The sequence below is a fragment of the Bacteroides sp. GD17 genome, assembly GCF_038448625.1.
Lineage (GTDB): Bacteria > Bacteroidota > Bacteroidia > Bacteroidales > Bacteroidaceae > Bacteroides.
This window is the reverse complement of the sequence record NZ_JBCEZS010000001.1, coordinates 785,152-805,005: the sequence shown is the minus strand read 5'-3', so window position 1 is coordinate 805,005 and position 19,854 is coordinate 785,152. Positions and strand designations below refer to the sequence as shown.

Sequence of the window (19,854 nt, the reverse complement as noted above, 5' to 3'; positions counted from 1 at the left end):
AAGAACAAAGTATGAAAACAATAAAATATCTTTCCCTGAGAGTATTCGCGGTTGCCGCCCTTGCTCTCGTCTTCGCTATGCCGGCGAAGGCACAGATGACCGATAACGGTTATGCCAACATTGACTGGCAATATAACTTCCCCCTTAGCAACAATTTCGCCGATAAGTCGAGCGGTTGGGGCATGAACTTTGAAGGTGGTTACTTCCTGACAGATAACTTTGCATTGGGAGGCTTTCTGGCCTACCATAGCAATCACGAATATTTCGGTCGCCAAACCCTGCCCGTAGGCGATGGCGGTAGCTTGAACACCGACCAGCAGCACACTGCATTCCAGTTGCCTTTCGGTCTTGCTTCACGCTACGTATGGAACCGCGGCGGTGCATTCCAGCCCTATGCCGGCGTAAAACTCGGCGCACAGTATGCACAGTTGAAGTCTGTCTTCAACGTATTCGAAGCCAAGACTAACACATGGGGATTCTATGTATCTCCCGAAATCGGCTTCAACGTTTATCCCTGGGCATACGGACCGGGCTTGCACTTTGCAGCCTATTACAGCTACGGTACCAACAAGGGCGACCTCTTTACGTACAGCGTAGATGGCATGAGCAACTTCGGTTTGCGCATCGGTATCGCGTTCTAAACAGAACACACACTTAAAGCTTAACTGATAGAATTTAATTGTTTCGAATTGGAATGAAAGGAGCACTCGCTGCGTGAGCAGGGAAGCTCCTTTTTTTAATGCCCAAACGCTACTTCTTCATAGCCTTATATATCGCCTCCTGTATGCGTGGGCGTATATCCAGTTGCATCAGTTTATTGTTCCATACATTGGGATAGATGCGGTTGCTCAGGAAGACATAAACCAGGCCGTTGTCCGGATCTACCCAGGCACAAGTACCAGTGAAGCCGGTATGACCGTAAACGGAGGCAGGGGCAGACGGGGCGCAAGGACCGCCTTGCCCGGTACGGGATGGTTTGTCGAAGCCCAGACCTCGACGGCTTATCCTGGAGACAGTGGTAGTGAATACTTTGCAGGTTTCCTTACTCAAATAGCGTTTGCCGTCCAGCTCACCGCCATTCAATATCATCTGATAGACTTTCGCCACTTCCTCGGCCGAAGAGAACAAACCGGCATTACCGGAAACTCCACCCAGGAAGGCGGCAGATTCATCGTGTACAAATCCCTGCAGGGTGGTCTTCCGCAGGAAAGGGTCGACGGATGAAGGAATAATCTCTTCTTTCTTCAGGAAGCGCAAGGGCAGATAGCCGGTGCGTTTCAGCCCCATCGGAGTGTAGAATTCCCGGGCAAGGTATTCGTCCATCGGCATGCCGGTGCGCGCTTCGACCAACTGTTGCAACAAGATGAAGCCGACGCAACTGTAACGATAGCGCTTGTCGCGCAACGGCGCATCGACTATCTTCTGCAGATATTCCTGCTTGAACGAGCGGTGCAACCACAAGCTATCGCACACTTGCATGGTATATTCTGCCGTACCTACCTTCGACGTCAAGCCTTGGCGGAAACGGAATTTAGGATTGGCCCATGTCTGCCGGGCGATGCGGGCCGTATGCTGAGCATCGGCTCTTGCTTTGAACAGCGTGCCGGAGTAGCTTTCTTTATCGATGGCTTCCTGATAGAACAAGATCGTGGAAGGCAGTCCGGATTCGTGCATCAGCAACTCGCGCACGGTAATATTCTTTTTGTTGGTATCTTGCAGGAAAGGCAGATAGTCTGAAACACGGTCGGTAAGATTGAGGCGGCCGCTGTCGTACAACTTCATCACGGCAAGCAGGGTGGCAGTGGTTTTGGTCAACGAGGCGATGTCGTACACATCGGTCTTCTTGACGGGAAGGACCGGTTTCTTCCCGGTAGCTGCCACGGCAGTCTTGTTCCAGGTGTGCGTGCCGAATGCCTTATTATACATTTCTTTCCCATCTTTCAGCACTACCACCTGGCAACCCGGATAAGCGCCTTCGCGGATGCCTTCTTCGGCAATCTTGTCGATTTCGGCCAAAAGCCGGGCATTGATGCCGTGCTCGTCGGGAACGAAATGCGGTGTGCTTTGCTGGTTCAGGGTGATTCCCGTACCGGCAGCAAACAAACTGCCGATGCTGGAGGACAAACGACCGTCCGCCCCGGCACTGCTGTAGAGAATGCGCGCCGTCTGCTGCTGTACATCGTCGTTGGAAGAGTGAGCCAACACCACGGCGTCGGCCGATGCGATGCCGCGATTTATCTGCAAAATCTGCCGACCGGGGATGAAGCAGAGATAAACTACCGGCACGTCGGGAGCAAAACGGGCAAAGAAGGCCTGATAGGGCGCCAGGCGATGTTCGGTGACGCAGACCAGGATTCGTTTGTACTTTGCCAACGTCTCCCTGAGGCGTCCGGCTTCTGCTTCCGGCAAGTTCTGCCCCAGACGGAACTCTACAGGATGGGTATACCGGGACAGTTCCTTGATGAAAGGTTGAATCTCCTGGGGAGCTCCCACATTGAGTACGGCTACTTCCTTGATGAAAGGATCCAGCGGAAGCACCTTAGACTTATTATCCAGCACGGTGATGGCTGCCAGGTTCAGTCGGCGTATCAATTCGCGGGTCTGCGGAGTGTTGATGCGGGTACCAAGGCCCGAGAGGCGTACATAAGGTTTCTTCGTCAGGCCGAGGGCATACTTATACATAAGGACTTTACGACACTTCTGTTCTATCTCGCTTTCGGTCAGTTCGCCGCTCTTTACGGCAGCGAGTATGGCCTCTACTTCTTCCTTGATGCGGCGGGGGACAAGCAATACATCGTTTCCCGCCTTCAATGCTTGCAGGCAGACACTGGCATTGGTGGACACGCCTTTCATGGCAAGGGCATCGGTGAAGATAAGTCCCTGGAAGTGGAGTTCGCTCGCCAGCAAGTCGTGCACCACGCTGCGCGAAAGCGATGAGGGCACACCTTTCTGCTTCTCCAGGGCGGGAACTTCGAGATGTCCCACCATGATGCCGCCCAGACCTGCACGGATGACTCTCTTGAAGGGATACAGTTCTACACTGTCCAGCCGGGCACGGGTGAAGGAGAGGATGGGCAGTGTTTTGTGGGAATCAGCATCCGTGTCGCCATGTCCGGGGAAGTGCTTGCTGACGGAAAGCACGCCGCCGGCTTCCAATCCGCGGGAGTAGGCAATGACTTTATCCGCCACTCCGGAGGGACTCTCGCCAAAGGAGCGGGTGTTGATTACGGGATTCTTAGGGTTGATGTCTACGTCGGCCACGGGAGCAAAGTTCACCTGCACACCCAGTTCGCGGCATTGACGAGCCATTTCGCGGCCGTATTCGTAAATCAGGCTATCGTTCTGTATACATCCCAGCACGCGGTTCTTGGGGAACGTCGGAGTTCCGCGCAGGCGCATGGCAAGTCCCCATTCGCCGTCGAAGGTAATCATTAGCGGTACGTCCGCCATGCGTTGGGCTTCATTGGTCAGTACAGCCTGGTTCTGCATCAGGCCGCCGGAGAAGAGCAGACCGCCTACTTTGTAGTCGTCTACCACTTTGTGGAGCAGTTCCTTGTTCGCTTTGTCTGTCTGGGGGGCGATGGTGTAGATGAAAAGTTGTCCGATACGTTCTTTTAAGGTCAGGCGCTGAAGTACCGAGTCCACCCATTGCCGGCAACGTGCATCATTCTGTAAGGGACGCACCAGCGAAGGCATGGCAGGCGATTCGGCAGACGGCGATCCGGCAGGCGGCAGAAAAGGAACAGTCTGCGCCCGCAAGACCGGATGCACAAAGCAAATAAGAACAATCAACGTAAGTAAGAACAATCTTTTCATTCTAAATTAGGAATTATATAAATGGGAATTTACGGAGTATCCCAAATTCCTCCACCTGAAAGGGGAGGAGTTTGAGATACACTTGTTATCACACGACGCTAAATTATCAATTATCAGGCAAACTCTTGTAAATCAACTCCTGGATATCCGTCCGTATATTCATATCTCCCAACTTCGTATTCCACACATTGGGGCAGAGGCGATTACTGAGGAATACATATACCGTTTTGTTTTCGGGGTCTACCCAGGCACAAGTACCGGTGAATCCGGTATGACCGTACACCGATTCCGGAGCAGAAGCGGCACACGGACTACGCTTCACAATCGCAACGTCCGGCTTGTCAAAGCCCAGGCCGCGGCGGCTGATAGCCGACTTCTCCGTGGTGAACAACCGGCAGGTAGCCTCGCTCAGGAAGCGCTTTCCGTTGAACTCGCCACCATTCAACAGCATCTGATAAACTTTCGCCACTTCCTCCGCCGTAGAGAACAAACCCGCATTACCGGACACGCCTCCCAGGCACGAAGCCGTTTCATCGTGCACATATCCGCACAAATCCTGACGGCGCAAGAAGTCGTTCGATGCCGTCGGCATAATCTCCGCTTTGGTGAACTTCGTCAACGGCAGGAACAAAGTACGCTGCAAACCCATCGGAGCATAGAACTCCCTGGCAAGATACAAGTCCATCGGCAACTTCACAATCTCCTCCACCATCTGCTGTAAAAGCACGAAGCCCAGGTCGCTATACACATAGCGCTTGCTGTCCAGCTCGCAGCGGGCAATGCTTTGGAGAATGGAGTTCTTGAAACTCTTGTTCAGCCACATGCCATCTGCCATGTGCAGCGTGTAGACCGGGGTATTCTTGTCGGACATCATGCCCTTCTTGAACTTAAAGTCGGTGCAGTAGTAACTGTGCTCGCTCACCCGCGTACGGTGCCACTCGTCCACCCAACTCTGGGAGTACGGACCGTGTACGGAGTTCGGATCAATGATATCTACGTAGAAACGAATATAGGGAGGCAATCCTGATTCGTGCAGCAGCAGTTCTCGGATCGTGATATTTCTCTTATTGCCATTGCGCAGCAGGGGCAAATACTTCGATACTTTGTCGTCCAACTTGATCTTACCCTCGTCGTATAGCTTCATCACGGCCAGCAACGTGGCAGTAGTCTTGGTCAGCGAAGCCAGGTCGAACAAATCGGTAGAGCGCACCGCCGTGGTATCCTTGTCCGAATGCGTGCCGAAGCCCTTGTCGTACACCGGTTGTCCGTCTTTCAGCACTAATACGCGGCAACCCGGATAGGCACCCGCCGCCAGTCCTTTCCGGGCAACGGCGTCTATGCCTTGCAGTACATACGATTTCAATCCGTAATCTTCCGGGATAACCTTTCCCGAAGCCATTCCCGGTTCAATGACGCATCCCGTTCCGGCAGGAAACAGTTTGCCGATACCCATCGACATCTTTCCGCGAGCCGGTGCCTTGGCAAAAAGCACATCGGCCACGTATTGCTGCAAATCCGCTTCTGCCGAATGAGCCAGCACCACAGCGCTCGATTTGCTGATCGCAGGGATTAGCGGGGTCAACGTGCGATACGAAGAAAAGAACGTATAGACCAGCGGCGCCGGCAGATTCAATCCTGCCAGGAAAGCCACATCCCTGTCGCTGACATAAGCCGAACCCGTAACACTGATCACCACCCGACGATAAGTCTTCAACTGGCGAAGCACTTCCTGCCGGGCAGCCTCATCGGCATTCCACGGCAAATAGAAGTGGCTGATACCGGCATTCTTCTTCATCGCCTCCACAAAAGATGCATCCGCCTCTTTCTCTCCGATGCTGAGCACGGCAATGTCTCCTTCGGGCGACGCCAACGGGAGGATATTGAAATAATTGCTCAATACCGTGACCGCCGAACGGCGCAACTTGGCAGCCAACGCCTGTGCCTCCTCCGTATTAATGCGATAACTCATCCCACTAACTTGAAGTTGCGGCTGAGCGCTTCTTAGTCCTAACATATATTTATAGATCAACACCTTGCGGCATTTGGCATCCAGTTCTTCTTTGCTCAACTTGCCGGTTTCCACCGCATGCAGCAACTCCTGCACGGCATTCTTTGTATTGAACTGTACCAGCACCATGTCATTTCCCGCCTGCAACGCCTTCGTCGTCACCTGCGGCACTTCCGACACTCCTTTCATATCCAGCGCATCGGTAAACACCAGCCCCTTGAAGCCGAGTTCCTCTTTCAGCAGCCCGGTCACTACATTACGCGACAGGGAAGAAGGCGTCACACCATCCGGGTCCAAAGCCTGCACCTGCAGGTGTCCCACCATTACACCGCCCAGTCCGGCGCGTACCATCGCCTTAAAAGGAAACAGTTCCACACTATCCAGCCGGGCACGGTCGTAATACAATCCGGGCAGCGCCTTATGCGAATCCACATCCGTGTCTCCATGTCCGGGGAAGTGCTTGCACACCGAGAGCACACCTCCACTTTCAAGGCCTCGGCCATACGCCACCACCTTCTCCGCCACCTTCTGCGGGTTCTCGCCGAAAGAGCGTACATCTATCACCGGATTCAGCGGATTGGTATTCACATCCGCATCGGGTGCAAAGTTGACGTGCACTCCCAATTCACGAAACTGGCGGGCCACTTCACGCCCATACTCCTCTATCAGACTATTGTCCTCAATACAGCCCAGGGCCGCATTACGGGGATAATCGGGTGTTCCCGTCAGGCGCATGGACAAGCCCCATTCGCCATCGAAAGTAATCATAACGGGAATCTTAGCGGCTTTCTGCGCCATGTTCGTCAAAATGGCCTGCTCTTCCGCACTTCCTTCGGAGAACAGCAAACCGCCTACCTTATATTTCTTTACCAACTCACGTATCTGTTTCTTCGTTACCTTGTTGACCTTGGCAGGAATGGTGGCCACAACAAGCTGGCCGACCTTCTCATTCAGGCTCATACCCGAGAATACCGAGTCCACCCATTGGCGGCAACGGGCATCTGCCGGAGAAGGTAAAAACGGAGATTCCACCGTCTGGGCACGAAGCGAAGAGGCTCCCGATATGAATGCTGCAAGACATACAAGGAGAATGAACTTTTTCATAATGTAGTTTCGTTTAGATAATGATTATTGGTTATTTCTTTGTGAGTGTAAGTACCATTTCGCCTACATATATACCACTTTTACCGGTATGCAGAAGAGGAATTTCCAGGCCGTCGGCATTGGGATAAACCACCGGTTTTTCCATAAACGTATGCGAGTGCCCACCCAGGACGAGGTCGATGTTGCGCGTCTTGGTTATCAGGTTCTCATCAGACGGATCGTCCGGTTTCGAACTGCTGAAGCCCAGATGCGACAGACAGATTACCACATCACAACCTTCTTTCTCTTTCAGCAGGTCCGCCATCTCTTGGGCAACGGCTATCGGGTCGTTATAGACCACCCCCTCGCATTTACTGGCCTGCACCAGTCCTTCCATTTTGGGAGACAGTCCGAAGATACCGATCTTCGCCCCGTTGCGTTCCAGCACGATATAAGGTTTTACCAACCCTTCGAGCACCGTTCCCGTCACGTCATAGTTGGAGCACACCACGGGGAACGTAGCCATGCGGAACAGGCGCGCCATATTGTCGAGCCCGAAGTCGAACTCATGGTTGCCAATTGTCATGGCGTCATATCCCATGAGGTTCATCATCTTCACTTCCAGTTCTCCCTGGAAGAAATTATAATAAGGTGTACCCTGCGAAATGTCTCCGCAATCCAGCAATAACATCTCCGGATGCTTGTCACGATACTGCTTCACGAAAGTAGCACGGCGCACCACGCCACCCATACCGGCATAAGTATCGGCAGCCTCCGGGCTGATAGGTTCTATACGGCTGTGCGTATCACTGGTATGCAGGATATGTAGTTGCTGTGCCGATACTGAAAGAACAAAAAGCAGTAGAACTGCCAAAGTATATATACGTCTCATCGAACTTTAGTTTTTAATTCTTAATTATCAATTGTTAATTGTCAATTGTCAATTGACAATCGTCACCCGTCCTTCCATGCGTGAGGTTATCTTCTTACCGGCTGCCGTCTGCCGCTTCACATAGTCCATAAACAGCCCGCGAAGAGTAGCGCCATCCGGGCACTCTCTTTTATCGGCTTGCAGAAAAGCCGTCATTCCGTCGTTGCCGTCGGCCAGATAGTCGATGGTGGCAACGGTGTACATCTTTTCGTCTTCTACCGGCTTACCACCGATGGTAGCTTGCAACAGTTTGCCATCTTTGGAGACTTCCAACTGCACGCCGCTTACGCCTTCACCGTATCTTGCCGCAATATTTTCAAACAAATGCTTCATGGCAGAGCCTTTCATGGATAGTATGCAAAGCGAATTCTCAAAAGGCAGGATTTCATAAATGTTCTCCGTAGTGATGGGGCCTTCCGTCAGTACATTGCGGATGCCGCCAACGTTCACCAATCCCATGTCGGCCGATTTTCCCAGTACATCGACGGCAGCTTCGCGCAGTACGTCCGCCACCAGATTGGATAAAAGGCTTTCGGGTCTGTACCGATCCATCGACATCTCGGCCGTACCTACCACACTGTACATCACACTATCTATTTTAGCTTTGTATGGGGCAAGCAAAGCTACCGCCTCTGCATCCGGCTTTGCATCCCAGGTAGAATCTATGGAGATTCTGCCTCCTTCTACTTTGGTCACTTCGTAAGAAGAATGGCAAGACGTAAACAGAAGTGCTACTGCCAATAATGCCCCGGAAAGGAGCTTGAAAGTTTGTCTCTTCATCATTAATTAGTTTTAAATTGCTACAAATATACTTTTCTTTTGCGATTGTGCCATAGAAAAGCCGTAGAAAAAGTCATCACAACAAGGTTCACCCATTCATCGATTTGCAACAAAGGCTTTGCAACAAGGCGATAGCGGGTGAAAGCAGAGCGTTTTTTGCATTCCTCACTGCTTTCAGCTTTCACCCTGTACCGTCCTGACTTTAGTAACCTACCGACCGGAACTCCCTTGCTTGCCAACCGGAACTCCCTTGCCTTTCATCTGAAACACTATTCCCTTTGATGCACAAGATGCCATCTTATGCTACACAAGATGCCATCTTACGCAACACAAGATGCCATCTTGTGCATCGGAACAATAAGGCTTCCGAATGAAAGGCAAGGGAGATACAGTTGAAAGAGCGGTATGTTTCGGGCGACAGCAATTAGGGAGGAAGGGTGAAAGCAACACTACTAATAAAGTTACGAGAGGGTCTGTCTAAAACTCTGTAAGCCTCTGTATCCTCTATGGTGAATAAAAAAAGCATCAAAGCACTTGTGTATCTGACAAATAATTCGTTCCTTTGCACCGCTTTCGCGCAATCGCTGTCAGGACATCAGAGAGAAGCCTGGTATGTTGCGTTGTAACGATCAAACAATTTAATAAAAAGAACAATGGATTTAATTAAAATTGCAGAAGAAGCATTTGCTACCGGAAAACAGCACCCGAGCTTCAAGGCAGGTGACACAGTGACAGTAGCATATCGTATTGTCGAAGGTAACAAAGAACGTGTACAGCTGTACCGCGGTGTTGTTATCAAGATTGCCGGACACGGAGAAAAGAAGCGTTTTACAGTACGTAAAATGTCAGGAACCGTAGGCGTAGAACGTATCTTCCCGATTGAATCACCGGCTATCGACAGCATCGAGGTGAACAAAGTGGGTAAAGTTCGTCGCGCTAAATTGTACTACCTGCGCGCTCTTACCGGTAAGAAAGCAAGAATTAAAGAAAAAAGAGTTAACGGTTAATTCCAAACTCCTATTTCGAAATAAAAAAGGGAAGTTGACATGGTCAATTTCCCTTTTTTAGTAGTAATGCGGACTATAATCCTATCTTTTGAAAGCCCTGAAAGAATGAGGCTTGACAGTCATTTCAAATGCATTCTTGTCTTTTGCTTCCCGTAACCAGATACGCGCATCGGGAGTTTTTTGTCCTTTGATGGTTTCGTTGGTGATAAGATCGGTGATACTACCGGTAGTAGCATCCAGAACAACCTTCACGGTGACCGGCTCATCCAGGAAAGACTCTACAATAAATGTATTGTTGTCGTATACGAAGAGGCTGACATTGGCGGGACCTTCCAAGCGAACCGGAACATCGGGACCGGCTACGGCACGTACTCTGTTCAGCACGCCGGCGGGCAAACGGTATAGTCCGGCAAAAGAATCGGGAATGGTCAGCACCCATACAGAACCATCTTCATAGCGGGCCTGCATCAACATGGGCCAACCGGTAACGCCATCGTCAATGGCAGGAATGTCTTCCCAGGCGTCATTGGTATAATAATATACTTGAGGAATGGTGATCTTCTTGTCCGACTTGCCGAAGTGACCGAAATCATCGACAGAACCTTTATTGTCATTGATCCGTAGCTCAACAATATCACCCAGTTCCTCCTTGATTACTTTCAGCAATCCGGTAGTAATAATGACACTGTTTTTATCTTTCAGGTGTTGTTTGATTTTGGCTACCAGGTTTTTATCATACGCAGCTTGCTCCGTCAGCAATACCATCTGCTCTCCAAAGGGAAATTCAGGAACCATCTCGATGGGTAGGCCTACCATACCCAGATACGTCTGCAAAAAGTCCTCGCCTACGGAGCCAATGGGTTTATAGCTCTTGATTCCTATCGGACGGCCCAACTTACTGTACACTTTATTTGCCACATCGTAAGAAACGCCAGCCAACTTGGCAATAGTGGGCGAATCACCCAGTTCTTTCCAGTCGAAGCTGGTTCCGGTACCTTGCCAGGCGCCTTTATAGTTTTCCCCCAATGGGCGTTGCAAACTGCTGAATTCAAAGATAGCGCATTCGGGCGCCTTGGCAAACAGTGTAAGCCAGATTTGTTCGGCATAGCGGTCGGCATAGCGCATTCCACCGGCGTCAATCCATCCTCCACCGTTTTTACCGGGAGCAATGTTATCGAAGTAACGGAAGATTTCGTAACCCAGATAGGCTTGCAAATGTTGGTCGGCATCCGGATTGCGGGTTTCAGTACCGGTCCATATTCCGTTGAAAAGCTTTGCCTCCGCACCCAGGTCGAAACCGGAAGCCGGGAAGTGCTCGTACCAATTGGGGTACTTTATGGTGAACTTGCATTTCGGGTTGACGGCTTTTGCAGGACCGATAAGCAGATTGGCAGCCACATCATTCATCAGTTTAATGCGGAAATCCGTCCATGATTGGTCTCCCTTTGCCTTGGTACATTCCGGACATTTACAGGTATTGAAGAAGAAGTCGTCCAGAATGACTTCATCGAAATGCTTGGCGGTATACTCCGCAATCTTCTGCACTTCCGCCCGGCTTTCGGGAGAAGTATAGCAGAACGTCTTGAACTTGCCGTCGCCGGTCACCGTGAAAGTAATACCTCCGGAAAAGTCCACTTTCTTGCTTTTAAAGAACTTCTTGGCGGCTATCAAGGCTGCCTCCGGGGTATACCTGCCGTCCCGGTACGTTTCGATGTAGACTTTGTCGGGGGTGAAACCTTTGGTGATTTCCGCCCAGGCACTTTCCAGCCACTTGGTGTCTGTCATTTTACTAACATCGCCCGATGTAATGTAGACCGATGCCTTAAAGCCATTGTAATTCTGTGCACTCACGGACATGGAGAGGCACAACACGATAGCAATTACCGCTGCATAATAAAAATGTTTCATAACTGGTATTTTACGATTTGAAGTTATACAGGCGAAAATAATAAAAAAACAGCCATAACGAACGAATTTAAGCAGAAAAATGACGCTACTCAGCTTAAAAACAGAACTATTTATCCGGTGTCTTACTAAATATCCGGTAAATAAGCTTCAAATCGAATTTAGGCCTGCGGTCATAATAGAAAATACCATTCTGCTCTTGCTCCACATCGGTCAACTGCGTGTAGCAATATCCCCAGACATGATCCTCCAAACTCAGCACGGCATCTATCTGCCCTTCCAGGCGTTGCAAGAACTCTTCTTTCGTTGCAGGCGGGGTGCTATATCCCCAGGAATCGTCCGAATTACTCTTGTCGGTTGCTTCCACCCATTTGATGCCACCTACCTCATCGATCAGATAAGGCATCTTGCCATCGTACAGCGGGAAAGGATAAGGACTGTCTACGGCAAGCCCGTTGAAGCCTACATTGGCTGGCGGAACCCCTTGCGGATTGTTGGGCGTCTGAAAAAAACGCCCCTCTTTATACAGCAGGTTCTTCAGCGCTTCGGGGTCTTGTTCGTAACTGTGCACCGTCCAGATATCCGTCTTTATGTGGCATCCGCCGCTGGCATCATTCACCGGACGGGTAGTATCCAGCGCTTTAGTCAGGTCATAGAGGTCGGCCGTCAGGCGCGGATACTGCACGTGGTCCGGCCACCATTCTTCGTTCATCGGTGTCCAGATTAATAAAGAAGGATGATTACGATCGCGCAAGACAAGTTCCGACCACTCTTTCAGGAAATTGCGTGCCACCTCCACACTGTTTGCATTCATGCCCCAGCTCGGCGCTTCCGCCCAGGTGACATATCCCAGTTTATCAGCCCAATAATAGAAACGTTCCTCAAAAGCCTTCTGATGCAGACGCGCCCCGTTGAAACCGGCAGAAAGAGACAATTCAATATCATTCTTCAATGCCTCATCCGAAGGGGCAGTCCAGATACCATCCGGATAGAATCCCTGATCGAGCACCAAGCGCTGGTAGTAGGGTTTATTATTGAGATATATCTTGTTTCCCTCAATATGTACCTTGCGCATGCCTACGTAAGAGGTCACTTCATCAATTACCTTTCCCGCTTCGTCCAGTACTTGGTACACTACATCGTATAGAAACGGCGACTCCGGCGACCACAACCTCATATTCTTCAATGTAAAGACCGCAATCGAACTGTTCGTAGCCTTTACACTTACTGTTTTAACCGTCTTTTTATCTTCCTGCAACAAGATACGTAAGGTTTTCTTTGCATCGTCACTGTAAAAGCGGGGATGAATAACCAACTGTTTCTGATCGATATCCGTAAGTACCTGAGCCGACTGCAATCCTGCCGGTGCCACAGCCTCCAGCCATACAGTCTGCCAGATGCCGGTAGTACGCGTATATTGGCATCCGTAAGAGTTCAGCAAAAGGCTCTGTTTACCGGCGCTTTGCATCGTAGACCGCAAATCACTACTTGCGCGCACCACAAGATGGTGTTCCAGCCCGTCCTTCACAAACTCCGTAATATCGAAGCCGAAAGAAGAGCTGCCGCCAAAGTGCCTTCCCACCAATATGCCATCGATATACACCTCCGAATTAAAATAAACCGCACCAAAGTTCAGCATCACATGCTTGTCTGCCCATGCTTCCGGCTTCCGTATCACCCGGTGATACCAGATATGATTCACAAAGTCCGTATGTCCCACACCGGACAGTTTACTTTCCGGACAGAAAGGCACTACTATCTTGCCGCTGAAAGCAGTGGCTTTATGAAAGCCCTTCTCCATGCCAATATTCGTAAAGTCGAAGGTATAGTCCCACTCCCCGTTCAGATTAAGCCATCCCTTACGCTCAAACTGGGGGCGCGGGTATTCCTTCCGCGGTATCTCATTCGCAACTCCCTGAACAGCCCACGCGCCCAATGCAAAAACCGCTATCAACCATCTTTTCAAACTCATACAACTCTTTTTTAATCAATATCCAAAACAAAGCCTCCATTGGGCAGTACATCAATCTCCATCGTATCGTCCGCACTCAGCCCCGAACGCGTCTCGATACGTACATCGTGCAGCGCATCCGCTTCTTTATCAGCATACAGGGTGACGGTGTGTTCTCCCTTACCCAGGAAGGACAGCGGCACACTGATTTTACGCCGCTGGTCACTGTTGATTCCTGCTACGAACCATTTTCCGTCCTTGCACCGCGCTACGCAGAAGTACTTGCCGGGATAACCGTCAATGAAACGGATTTCATCCCAGGCAGCCTCTATCTTTTCGAGCAAGGGGCGGGCGGGAGAATTCAGATACGCAGCCGGTCTGTCCGCCATACAAACCCAACCGGACTCGAAGGCAAATGCCAGAGCCAACTCATGGGCATAGGTCGTGGTACGCGGATTTTCATCACGGATGGTAAATGTAACCGGCGTATAGTCCATTGAACCAACCACATTGCGTGTGAAAGGCAGCGTACAATTATGACGACCGTTGGGACACTGAACGCCCCTGAAAGTATAATACTCGGCACCACGGACTCCTTCGTTCGTCATGATATTGGGATAACGCCTACGATGTCCTCGCGGGAGCGTTTCTCCGTGGAAGCTGACCATCATCTTGCGTTTGGCAGCTTCGGCACAAGCAGTATCGCGGAACATCATCGCATATTTTGAATCGGAATCGATATAATCGATCTTTATTCCGTCCAATCCCATTTCCTTATAGCGGTCGAAAACATAATCGCGACCGGCCTTATTGTCCAGCACGTTTATTTCATCCCAACCATATACGCGTATATTCTTTTCCTTGGCATAGGCAGTCAGTTCCGGAATCCAGGTTACGTTTTCCCATTCCTTGGAAGAGTGGATAGGCGTATTGATAAGGGAAACGTCAAATTCCAGCCAGTCCCATTTCATCTCGGCAGCCATGTCGACATACATTTTAAGCGTATCGATGTAACTGTTGGCTAGGTAGTTTCCCCACCAGGGGAAGGCAGCTACACCGGGTTTAATCCAGTCCGTATCGGTAAAGTCGGTAGGCGGATTCAGGTTCTCTACCAGTGAGGACTCTACAATGTCGCCGAGGTTCTTCCCCATGATAAACGTTTTCCATGAGGTCTTGAAAGAAGGCTCACCTTCAAACGTAGGGTCTTCACGCGCATACTCATAGTGGAAGGTGGCGGCATTGGCTTCTTTAGACAGATGCATGGCAGGCAAAGTATAAACTTCGGCTTCGGTCATCAGCATCCATTGTTCACCTTGCAAGGTCAGCACCGGAAGCATAAACTCCTTCGGGCTGGTAATGGTATCGAGTACACGTTCCGGATAGAAGTTCTCATAGTCTTTAATCCAGTCCATCATCCAGGTGTGGGTACCGTCTGCCAGAGCACATTCGGTCAGTTCCTGCCGGATGGTGACCGGTTCTTCATTATCCAACTCATAGCGAAACGCAATTCCATCATCATAAGCACGGCAAATGACCTTTAGCAGTTGGTTCTCCCCGTTCCGGTAAGTAAATGTCTTTTCGTTTGCCTTGTTTACATACTTTGAGCGTTTGCCGGTGGGCAAGGTGTATGTTTCATTGATATTCCGCTCTGTCCGGCCGATATATGTTAATCCCTTATTGAAACTGTATTTCTCATTTTCCGCCGCAATTCCCATCAGGGACTTGCGGACTACTTCATTCTCACCCGAAAGAATCCGGTAGTACAATGAGCCGGATTCGTCCAGCGTCAGTGTAAGCGTATTCCTGCCATCAGGCGACGTAACTTCTGCTTTTTCTCCACAAGCGGAACACAGGAACAGCAGTAACCCCATTACCATCGCAGTATATTTCATATCACATCTTTATTTTATCGTATTTACCTATTAAAAAGAAATCTTCCAGGAGACCTTACCTCCTTGTGCACTTTCCAGACAAAGCTTTGTCACCGTCTCCGAACTCTCTGTCAAAGAGCACTTCACCCCTTCCTTGGCAACCGAACATACCCGGGGCTGCAATCCGTTCACGGCAATGGCAATCTGCATCGGCTCACCTTCTACCAATTCAGCAGTTCCGGTCAGTTCCTTCGTCTCTGCATTCCACGATACATCGGACAGTTCCAGCATTCCTTGCAGCAGATGTCTGTCTGTTGACAGAACCTGCGGATTGTTTTCCACTTCCCGAACCGCCATTTGCCGTGCTTCTCCCTTGCGCAAGGTTTGGGACAGTGTTTCATCTCCTCCGAAAACACCAATCAGGTTGTCATTCCAGAAGTCGTAAACGTAATACTTCTTATCGGGCTGCAAACCGGCACCACCACGACCTTCTATCCCCGAAAGTTTGATGCTGACCTCTTTAGGATGTTCTTCATCTTCATTAAAGAAGGTGAGTGAGCTCCACTTATCCGTAAGCTTCAAGCCATAAACCCTCGGATAGTCAGTTACAAACGCATCCAAAGGACGGGCACTTCGGGCAAACTGATGGAAAGGATAAATACGCGACAACTTATATACATGCGCAGCATCCAGCGTACCAAAGCTATTGGCCAGCAACAGACGGGAAGCCGTGACATAGGACATGGTCAGCAGTTTATTGATGCCATCGTCCGTATCAGCCGGTTGTGACTTCAGCAGGTTCTTTGCATCCATATCGAAATTAACCACCACACGGTTCTTGTACCAGCGCAAGCCGCTACGAGCCACCATTTCGGGGGTAAGCACGTCCGTATCTCCCCAGGTACGCTGTGAAGAAACATACCCCAATGCAATGTCAGAACCGTACTTCAGGTTGCGTTCATGGATATAAGACTTGCTTCCCAAACCTTCGGAAGCCAGGCGGAAGATATTACGGTAAGCTCCGGCAGCTGTGCTGTACTTATCGTCCATTCCACCGTAAATGGGCCACCCGGTATAGGGATAATCAAACATCATACCGGCAATGCCTGCATCGTGCAGATTGCGGTAGACATCGCGCATGTGTGCCACGAATCCTTCATCCGTGAAGTCGTAAGTCGTGTAGTTCTTATTCAACCAGTCGAACGTATCAATTTCGTGGAAAGACTCATTGAAGAGCATGTGTTCCGGGTAAGCTTCCGCATAATCTTTGGAACGGACTGCCGTCTGGAAATAGGTAAACGGCAAGCCGCCCAAGTCAAGAATGGCCTGCGCCCATTTCTTAGAGGTGTCATAAGGAGGACGATAATGGCCTGCCTTCAGCTTCATGCTCTCGCCCTGAGGCCCGCTTCCACGCAGACGCCAGTGCTCATCGTCCCACCAGCCGTTTTCGTTGTTTTCATCATAACAATCGGGTACAAGACGGACACCCATAGTGGTGTACTTCAGGAACCCGCTTGCTTTCACGCGCTGCATCTCTTCTACAGCTCCTACGGCATCATTGGTGCCCATCACTACATTGCCGCCATAAATCGGCATCATGGCATACCACAAACAAATTGTAGGGAAATAGTAATAGTTCAACTCGATATGCTGCATGGTCCGCAAGGTCTGTGCATACTTTTCAGAAGAATAAACCGGATTACGGGTTACAAAGTCCAGATAGAAGCGGTCTTTCTCTGCCACGTAGTCAGAGTTCGCATCCACCAACTTACCAATGACGTCCGATGCATACAGATTGAAAGTACATTCATTGAAGTCGACAGGCGGAGTTTCCACACGCTCCGGTTTGTTCAACTGATCGGCGGAAAGGCTTCCCTCGTAAATGATAACCTCGCTGATAACTACATTATCAGTACCGGCTTGTTTTACAAGCAACTGCGGCTCTTGTCCGACGGCATCTGCCGGAATTTCAAAATAAACTACTTCCGCATCTTCTCCTTTCGCCAGAGAAGGAAGACGGCAAGCCTCCAGACAAGTAATCTCCTTGTCACCATATTTAAGACTTACCGTCTGTTTGCGTCTGTCGGAGTCGTCACACCACGTCATACCCACAACGTAGGGCTTGCCTTGCTCCAGCTTATGCAACGTCACGTCAATCTCCCTATCCGCCCAGACTACCGTCCGGGCTTCCTTATGTGCTACATTTCCCTCGAACTTATAAGGAGCTACGGAAGATAATGTGATATACGGCCGAAGCGTGTCGGTTTCGAGCGCTTCTTCTCCAAGATCCATGTATGCTGCCAGGCGCAAGCCTCCTACCGGATGCTTCTCCAAATCGGCTCTTCTCTGTTCCCTCTCTCCGAGTAAAGCGTATTTGGCAAACTCTTCATAGGAAACGCCTCCACTTACCAGAGAGTGAAAGTCACTGTCTGTCCCAAAGTGGAGTATCATATTGTTCTGCGACAGCAAAGAAGGAGTCTCACGGATATAAGTCGGGCAACCGCCTCCTTCACCGTCTATAAGCTTGAAGTTCTTGGAAACATCCATTCCCCGGAACAGAGAGGCATTTGCAACGGGAGAGATCTCTTTTACCTGTACGTCGGCAGAAGTCCGGTTACGAACTCCTCCGGACATGATGACAAAAGGTTCCTGCTCATACAGATTAAAGTTAAAGACCAGGTCGGGTTGTCCTTTCTTCACCGAAACAACTTGTATCGATTGCCCTTTACCCAATGCATCCTGTATCGTTTCGATCTGATAATAGGCTGAGTCTGCATCCGTAGAAAGATAATCGTTCACGCGCCAGGCTGCATCGTAAATGCATGTCTTTCCCGTCGCTATATCTATTCCTTTATAAGTGCCTTTCTGTAAGTCGAACTCTAACTTTACAATATCATTATCGATAGATACCAACTTGTCATTGGTACAGCTTGCGCAAAAGAGAGTCCCAAAGGCCAGTCCTAACAGCAATTTATTCATGGTAATGTTTTTATTTACGGTTCTATTCTTTATTTATATCCTTCGTTCTGATCTTCCTGTCCGATACCGTTATTCATATTTATCTCATTGGTAGGAATAGGATAGAAAGCATGGAACGGCTGTACATTTCCCTTGGCAAAGGGATTATACTTATCAACTTGATCGGCAAAGTAGTCGGCCCCGCGACGTATCAGGTCCATTCTTCTCCAACCTTCCATACCCAGTTCGCGCATACGTTCTTCATAGATGAAGTCGAGCATTTCCGTTGCAGTTGAAGCCGTTATCGGAGCCGAAGCCTTTGCACGGTCACGTACGCGTGCCACTTGTTGTTTGGCCCCAGCCAGGTCGTTCTCTGCCAGCAGGCATTCGGCATACAACAACACCAAGTCGGCATAGCGGATGAAATAGATATTCTTGGCGCTGACTCCCGCATCCATCATGCGGTCATAATCCTCATACTTCTTGCAGTGAGGTGCTATATATTCCGGGTCGGCGGCCGAAGTAAGGCGGTTACCATTCTTATCATAGAATTCCGTCCGGACACTGGCATCGAAACGTTCATCCGTATCATCGAACAATCCCAAATACCTCTCACTCGGCAAAAAGATGCCGAAACCTCCGCCTACCGTAAACTGGTCGAGCGCACGACTGCCACAGAAATATTGGAACGTATTCGGCTCATCCGGATATTCAAACTGGAACTCGTAAACAGACTCCACACCGTTCTCAAAGTCAGGATCGAACAAATCGGCATAAGACGGTTGCAGCGAGTACTTGCCCAAGCCTTCTATCTCTTCGAAAAGACGTTTTGCCTTGGCATAATCGCGGATGCCGGTAGACGTCGGAGCATACATATAAACCTTCATCAGCATGGCTTTGGCCGCACCAACAGTAGGTCTTCCCACCCGATAATCCGTTATCAAATGCTGTTCGCAGAACTCTAAATCCTGAATGATATACTTATAGATTTCAGTAAGATTAACACGCGGATAATCGGGAGTAGCAGACAAAGCCGTCTCCTCGGTTATCAACGGAACACCTCCGAAATACTGTGCCAGCATAAAGTAGTCAAAGGCACGGACAAAACGTACTTCCGATTCCTTGCTCAGTCTCCATTCTTCCGTATTGCCGGTATATTTGCGTACCGCATTGATGGCCGTATTGGCACGTGAAATACCGAAATAGCTGGAATCCCATAACCATTTTGTCAACCAGTTGTCTGCATTCAGTGAAGTGTTGTAACGGTCTATCGCCCCCTGCTCCGCCCAGTAGTTTACTTCCACCGTTTTTCCGCGGGCTTCATCCGTACCGGATATTCCGATAAATCCCTGACGTCCGTTCTTAAACCACAATGTTGATTTATAAGCTCCTTGTATTTCTGCCTCTATCAGCGCCTCATCAACGACATCAGACTCTGCTGACAAAAAATTCTCCGGTTCTTCCTTCAGGAAATCATCGCATGAAGATAAGGCTAATAACCCGGTTAATGCATATATATATATTTTTTTCATACTTCATATTAT

General features: G+C 49.8%; 11 protein-coding genes. 2 read left to right on the top strand and 9 right to left on the bottom strand.

All coding sequences use genetic code 11. From position 1 onward, the window contains the following. Window positions 1–11 precede the first annotated feature (11 nt). Window positions 12–641 (top strand): outer membrane beta-barrel protein, encoded by a 630-nt coding sequence (locus AAE250_RS02760; RefSeq protein WP_294601533.1) that lies wholly within the window; start codon window positions 12–14, stop codon window positions 639–641. Between the two features lie 109 nt (window positions 642–750). On the opposite strand, the gene AAE250_RS02755 is transcribed toward AAE250_RS02760, so the two are convergent. From AAE250_RS02755 to AAE250_RS02740, 4 genes are all read right to left on the bottom strand, one after another. Then, window positions 751–3,816 carry a glycoside hydrolase family 3 N-terminal domain-containing protein gene (locus AAE250_RS02755; protein ID WP_294601532.1) on the bottom strand — a complete coding sequence of 1,022 codons (3,066 nt, stop codon included), beginning with the start codon at window positions 3,814–3,816 and terminating at the stop codon, window positions 751–753. Window positions 3,817–3,922: 106 nt separating this feature from the next. Next, on the bottom strand, window positions 3,923–6,928 hold the full coding sequence (locus AAE250_RS02750) for a glycoside hydrolase family 3 N-terminal domain-containing protein (protein WP_294601531.1): 3,006 nt from the start codon (window positions 6,926–6,928) through the stop codon (window positions 3,923–3,925). Window positions 6,929–6,959: 31 nt separating this feature from the next. Next, entirely contained in the window at window positions 6,960–7,799 is an 840-nt protein-coding gene (locus AAE250_RS02745) for a bifunctional metallophosphatase/5'-nucleotidase (RefSeq protein ID WP_294601530.1), read from the bottom strand. Between the two features lie 48 nt (window positions 7,800–7,847). Further along, the gene (locus AAE250_RS02740; RefSeq protein ID WP_294601542.1) at window positions 7,848–8,618 is read right to left on the bottom strand and encodes a 5'-nucleotidase C-terminal domain-containing protein; all 771 of its coding nucleotides are present in this window, start codon (window positions 8,616–8,618) and stop codon (window positions 7,848–7,850) included. A gap of 653 nt (window positions 8,619–9,271) precedes the next feature. On the opposite strand from AAE250_RS02740, the gene rplS reads away from it, so the two are divergent. After that, window positions 9,272–9,625, top strand: a complete 354-nt coding sequence (gene rplS / locus AAE250_RS02735; RefSeq protein ID WP_005652416.1) for a 50S ribosomal protein L19 — start codon at window positions 9,272–9,274, stop codon at window positions 9,623–9,625. 81 nt (window positions 9,626–9,706) lie between these two features. Here rplS and AAE250_RS02730 read toward each other — a convergent pair whose 3' ends face one another. The 5 genes from AAE250_RS02730 to AAE250_RS02710 all read right to left on the bottom strand — a co-directional run bounded on the left by AAE250_RS02730 (window position 9,707) and on the right by AAE250_RS02710 (window position 19,842). After that, window positions 9,707–11,533, bottom strand: a complete 1,827-nt coding sequence (locus AAE250_RS02730) for a hypothetical protein (RefSeq protein WP_294601529.1) — start codon at window positions 11,531–11,533, stop codon at window positions 9,707–9,709. A 106-nt stretch (window positions 11,534–11,639) separates the two neighbouring features. Then, window positions 11,640–13,502 carry a glycoside hydrolase family 2 protein gene (locus tag AAE250_RS02725; RefSeq protein ID WP_294601528.1) on the bottom strand — a complete coding sequence of 621 codons (1,863 nt, stop codon included), beginning with the start codon at window positions 13,500–13,502 and terminating at the stop codon, window positions 11,640–11,642. A gap of 11 nt (window positions 13,503–13,513) precedes the next feature. Next, on the bottom strand, window positions 13,514–15,373 hold the full coding sequence (locus tag AAE250_RS02720; protein WP_294601527.1) for a glycoside hydrolase family 97 protein: 1,860 nt from the start codon (window positions 15,371–15,373) through the stop codon (window positions 13,514–13,516). A gap of 30 nt (window positions 15,374–15,403) precedes the next feature. Beyond that, a complete protein-coding gene (locus AAE250_RS02715) occupies window positions 15,404–18,331 on the bottom strand; it encodes a hypothetical protein (protein ID WP_294601526.1) in 2,928 nt (975 codons plus the stop codon). Window positions 18,332–18,360: 29 nt separating this feature from the next. Then, complete coding sequence (locus AAE250_RS02710) at window positions 18,361–19,842, bottom strand: RagB/SusD family nutrient uptake outer membrane protein (protein ID WP_294601525.1); 1,482 nt, start codon at window positions 19,840–19,842, stop codon at window positions 18,361–18,363. Window positions 19,843–19,854: the final 12 nt, after the last annotated feature.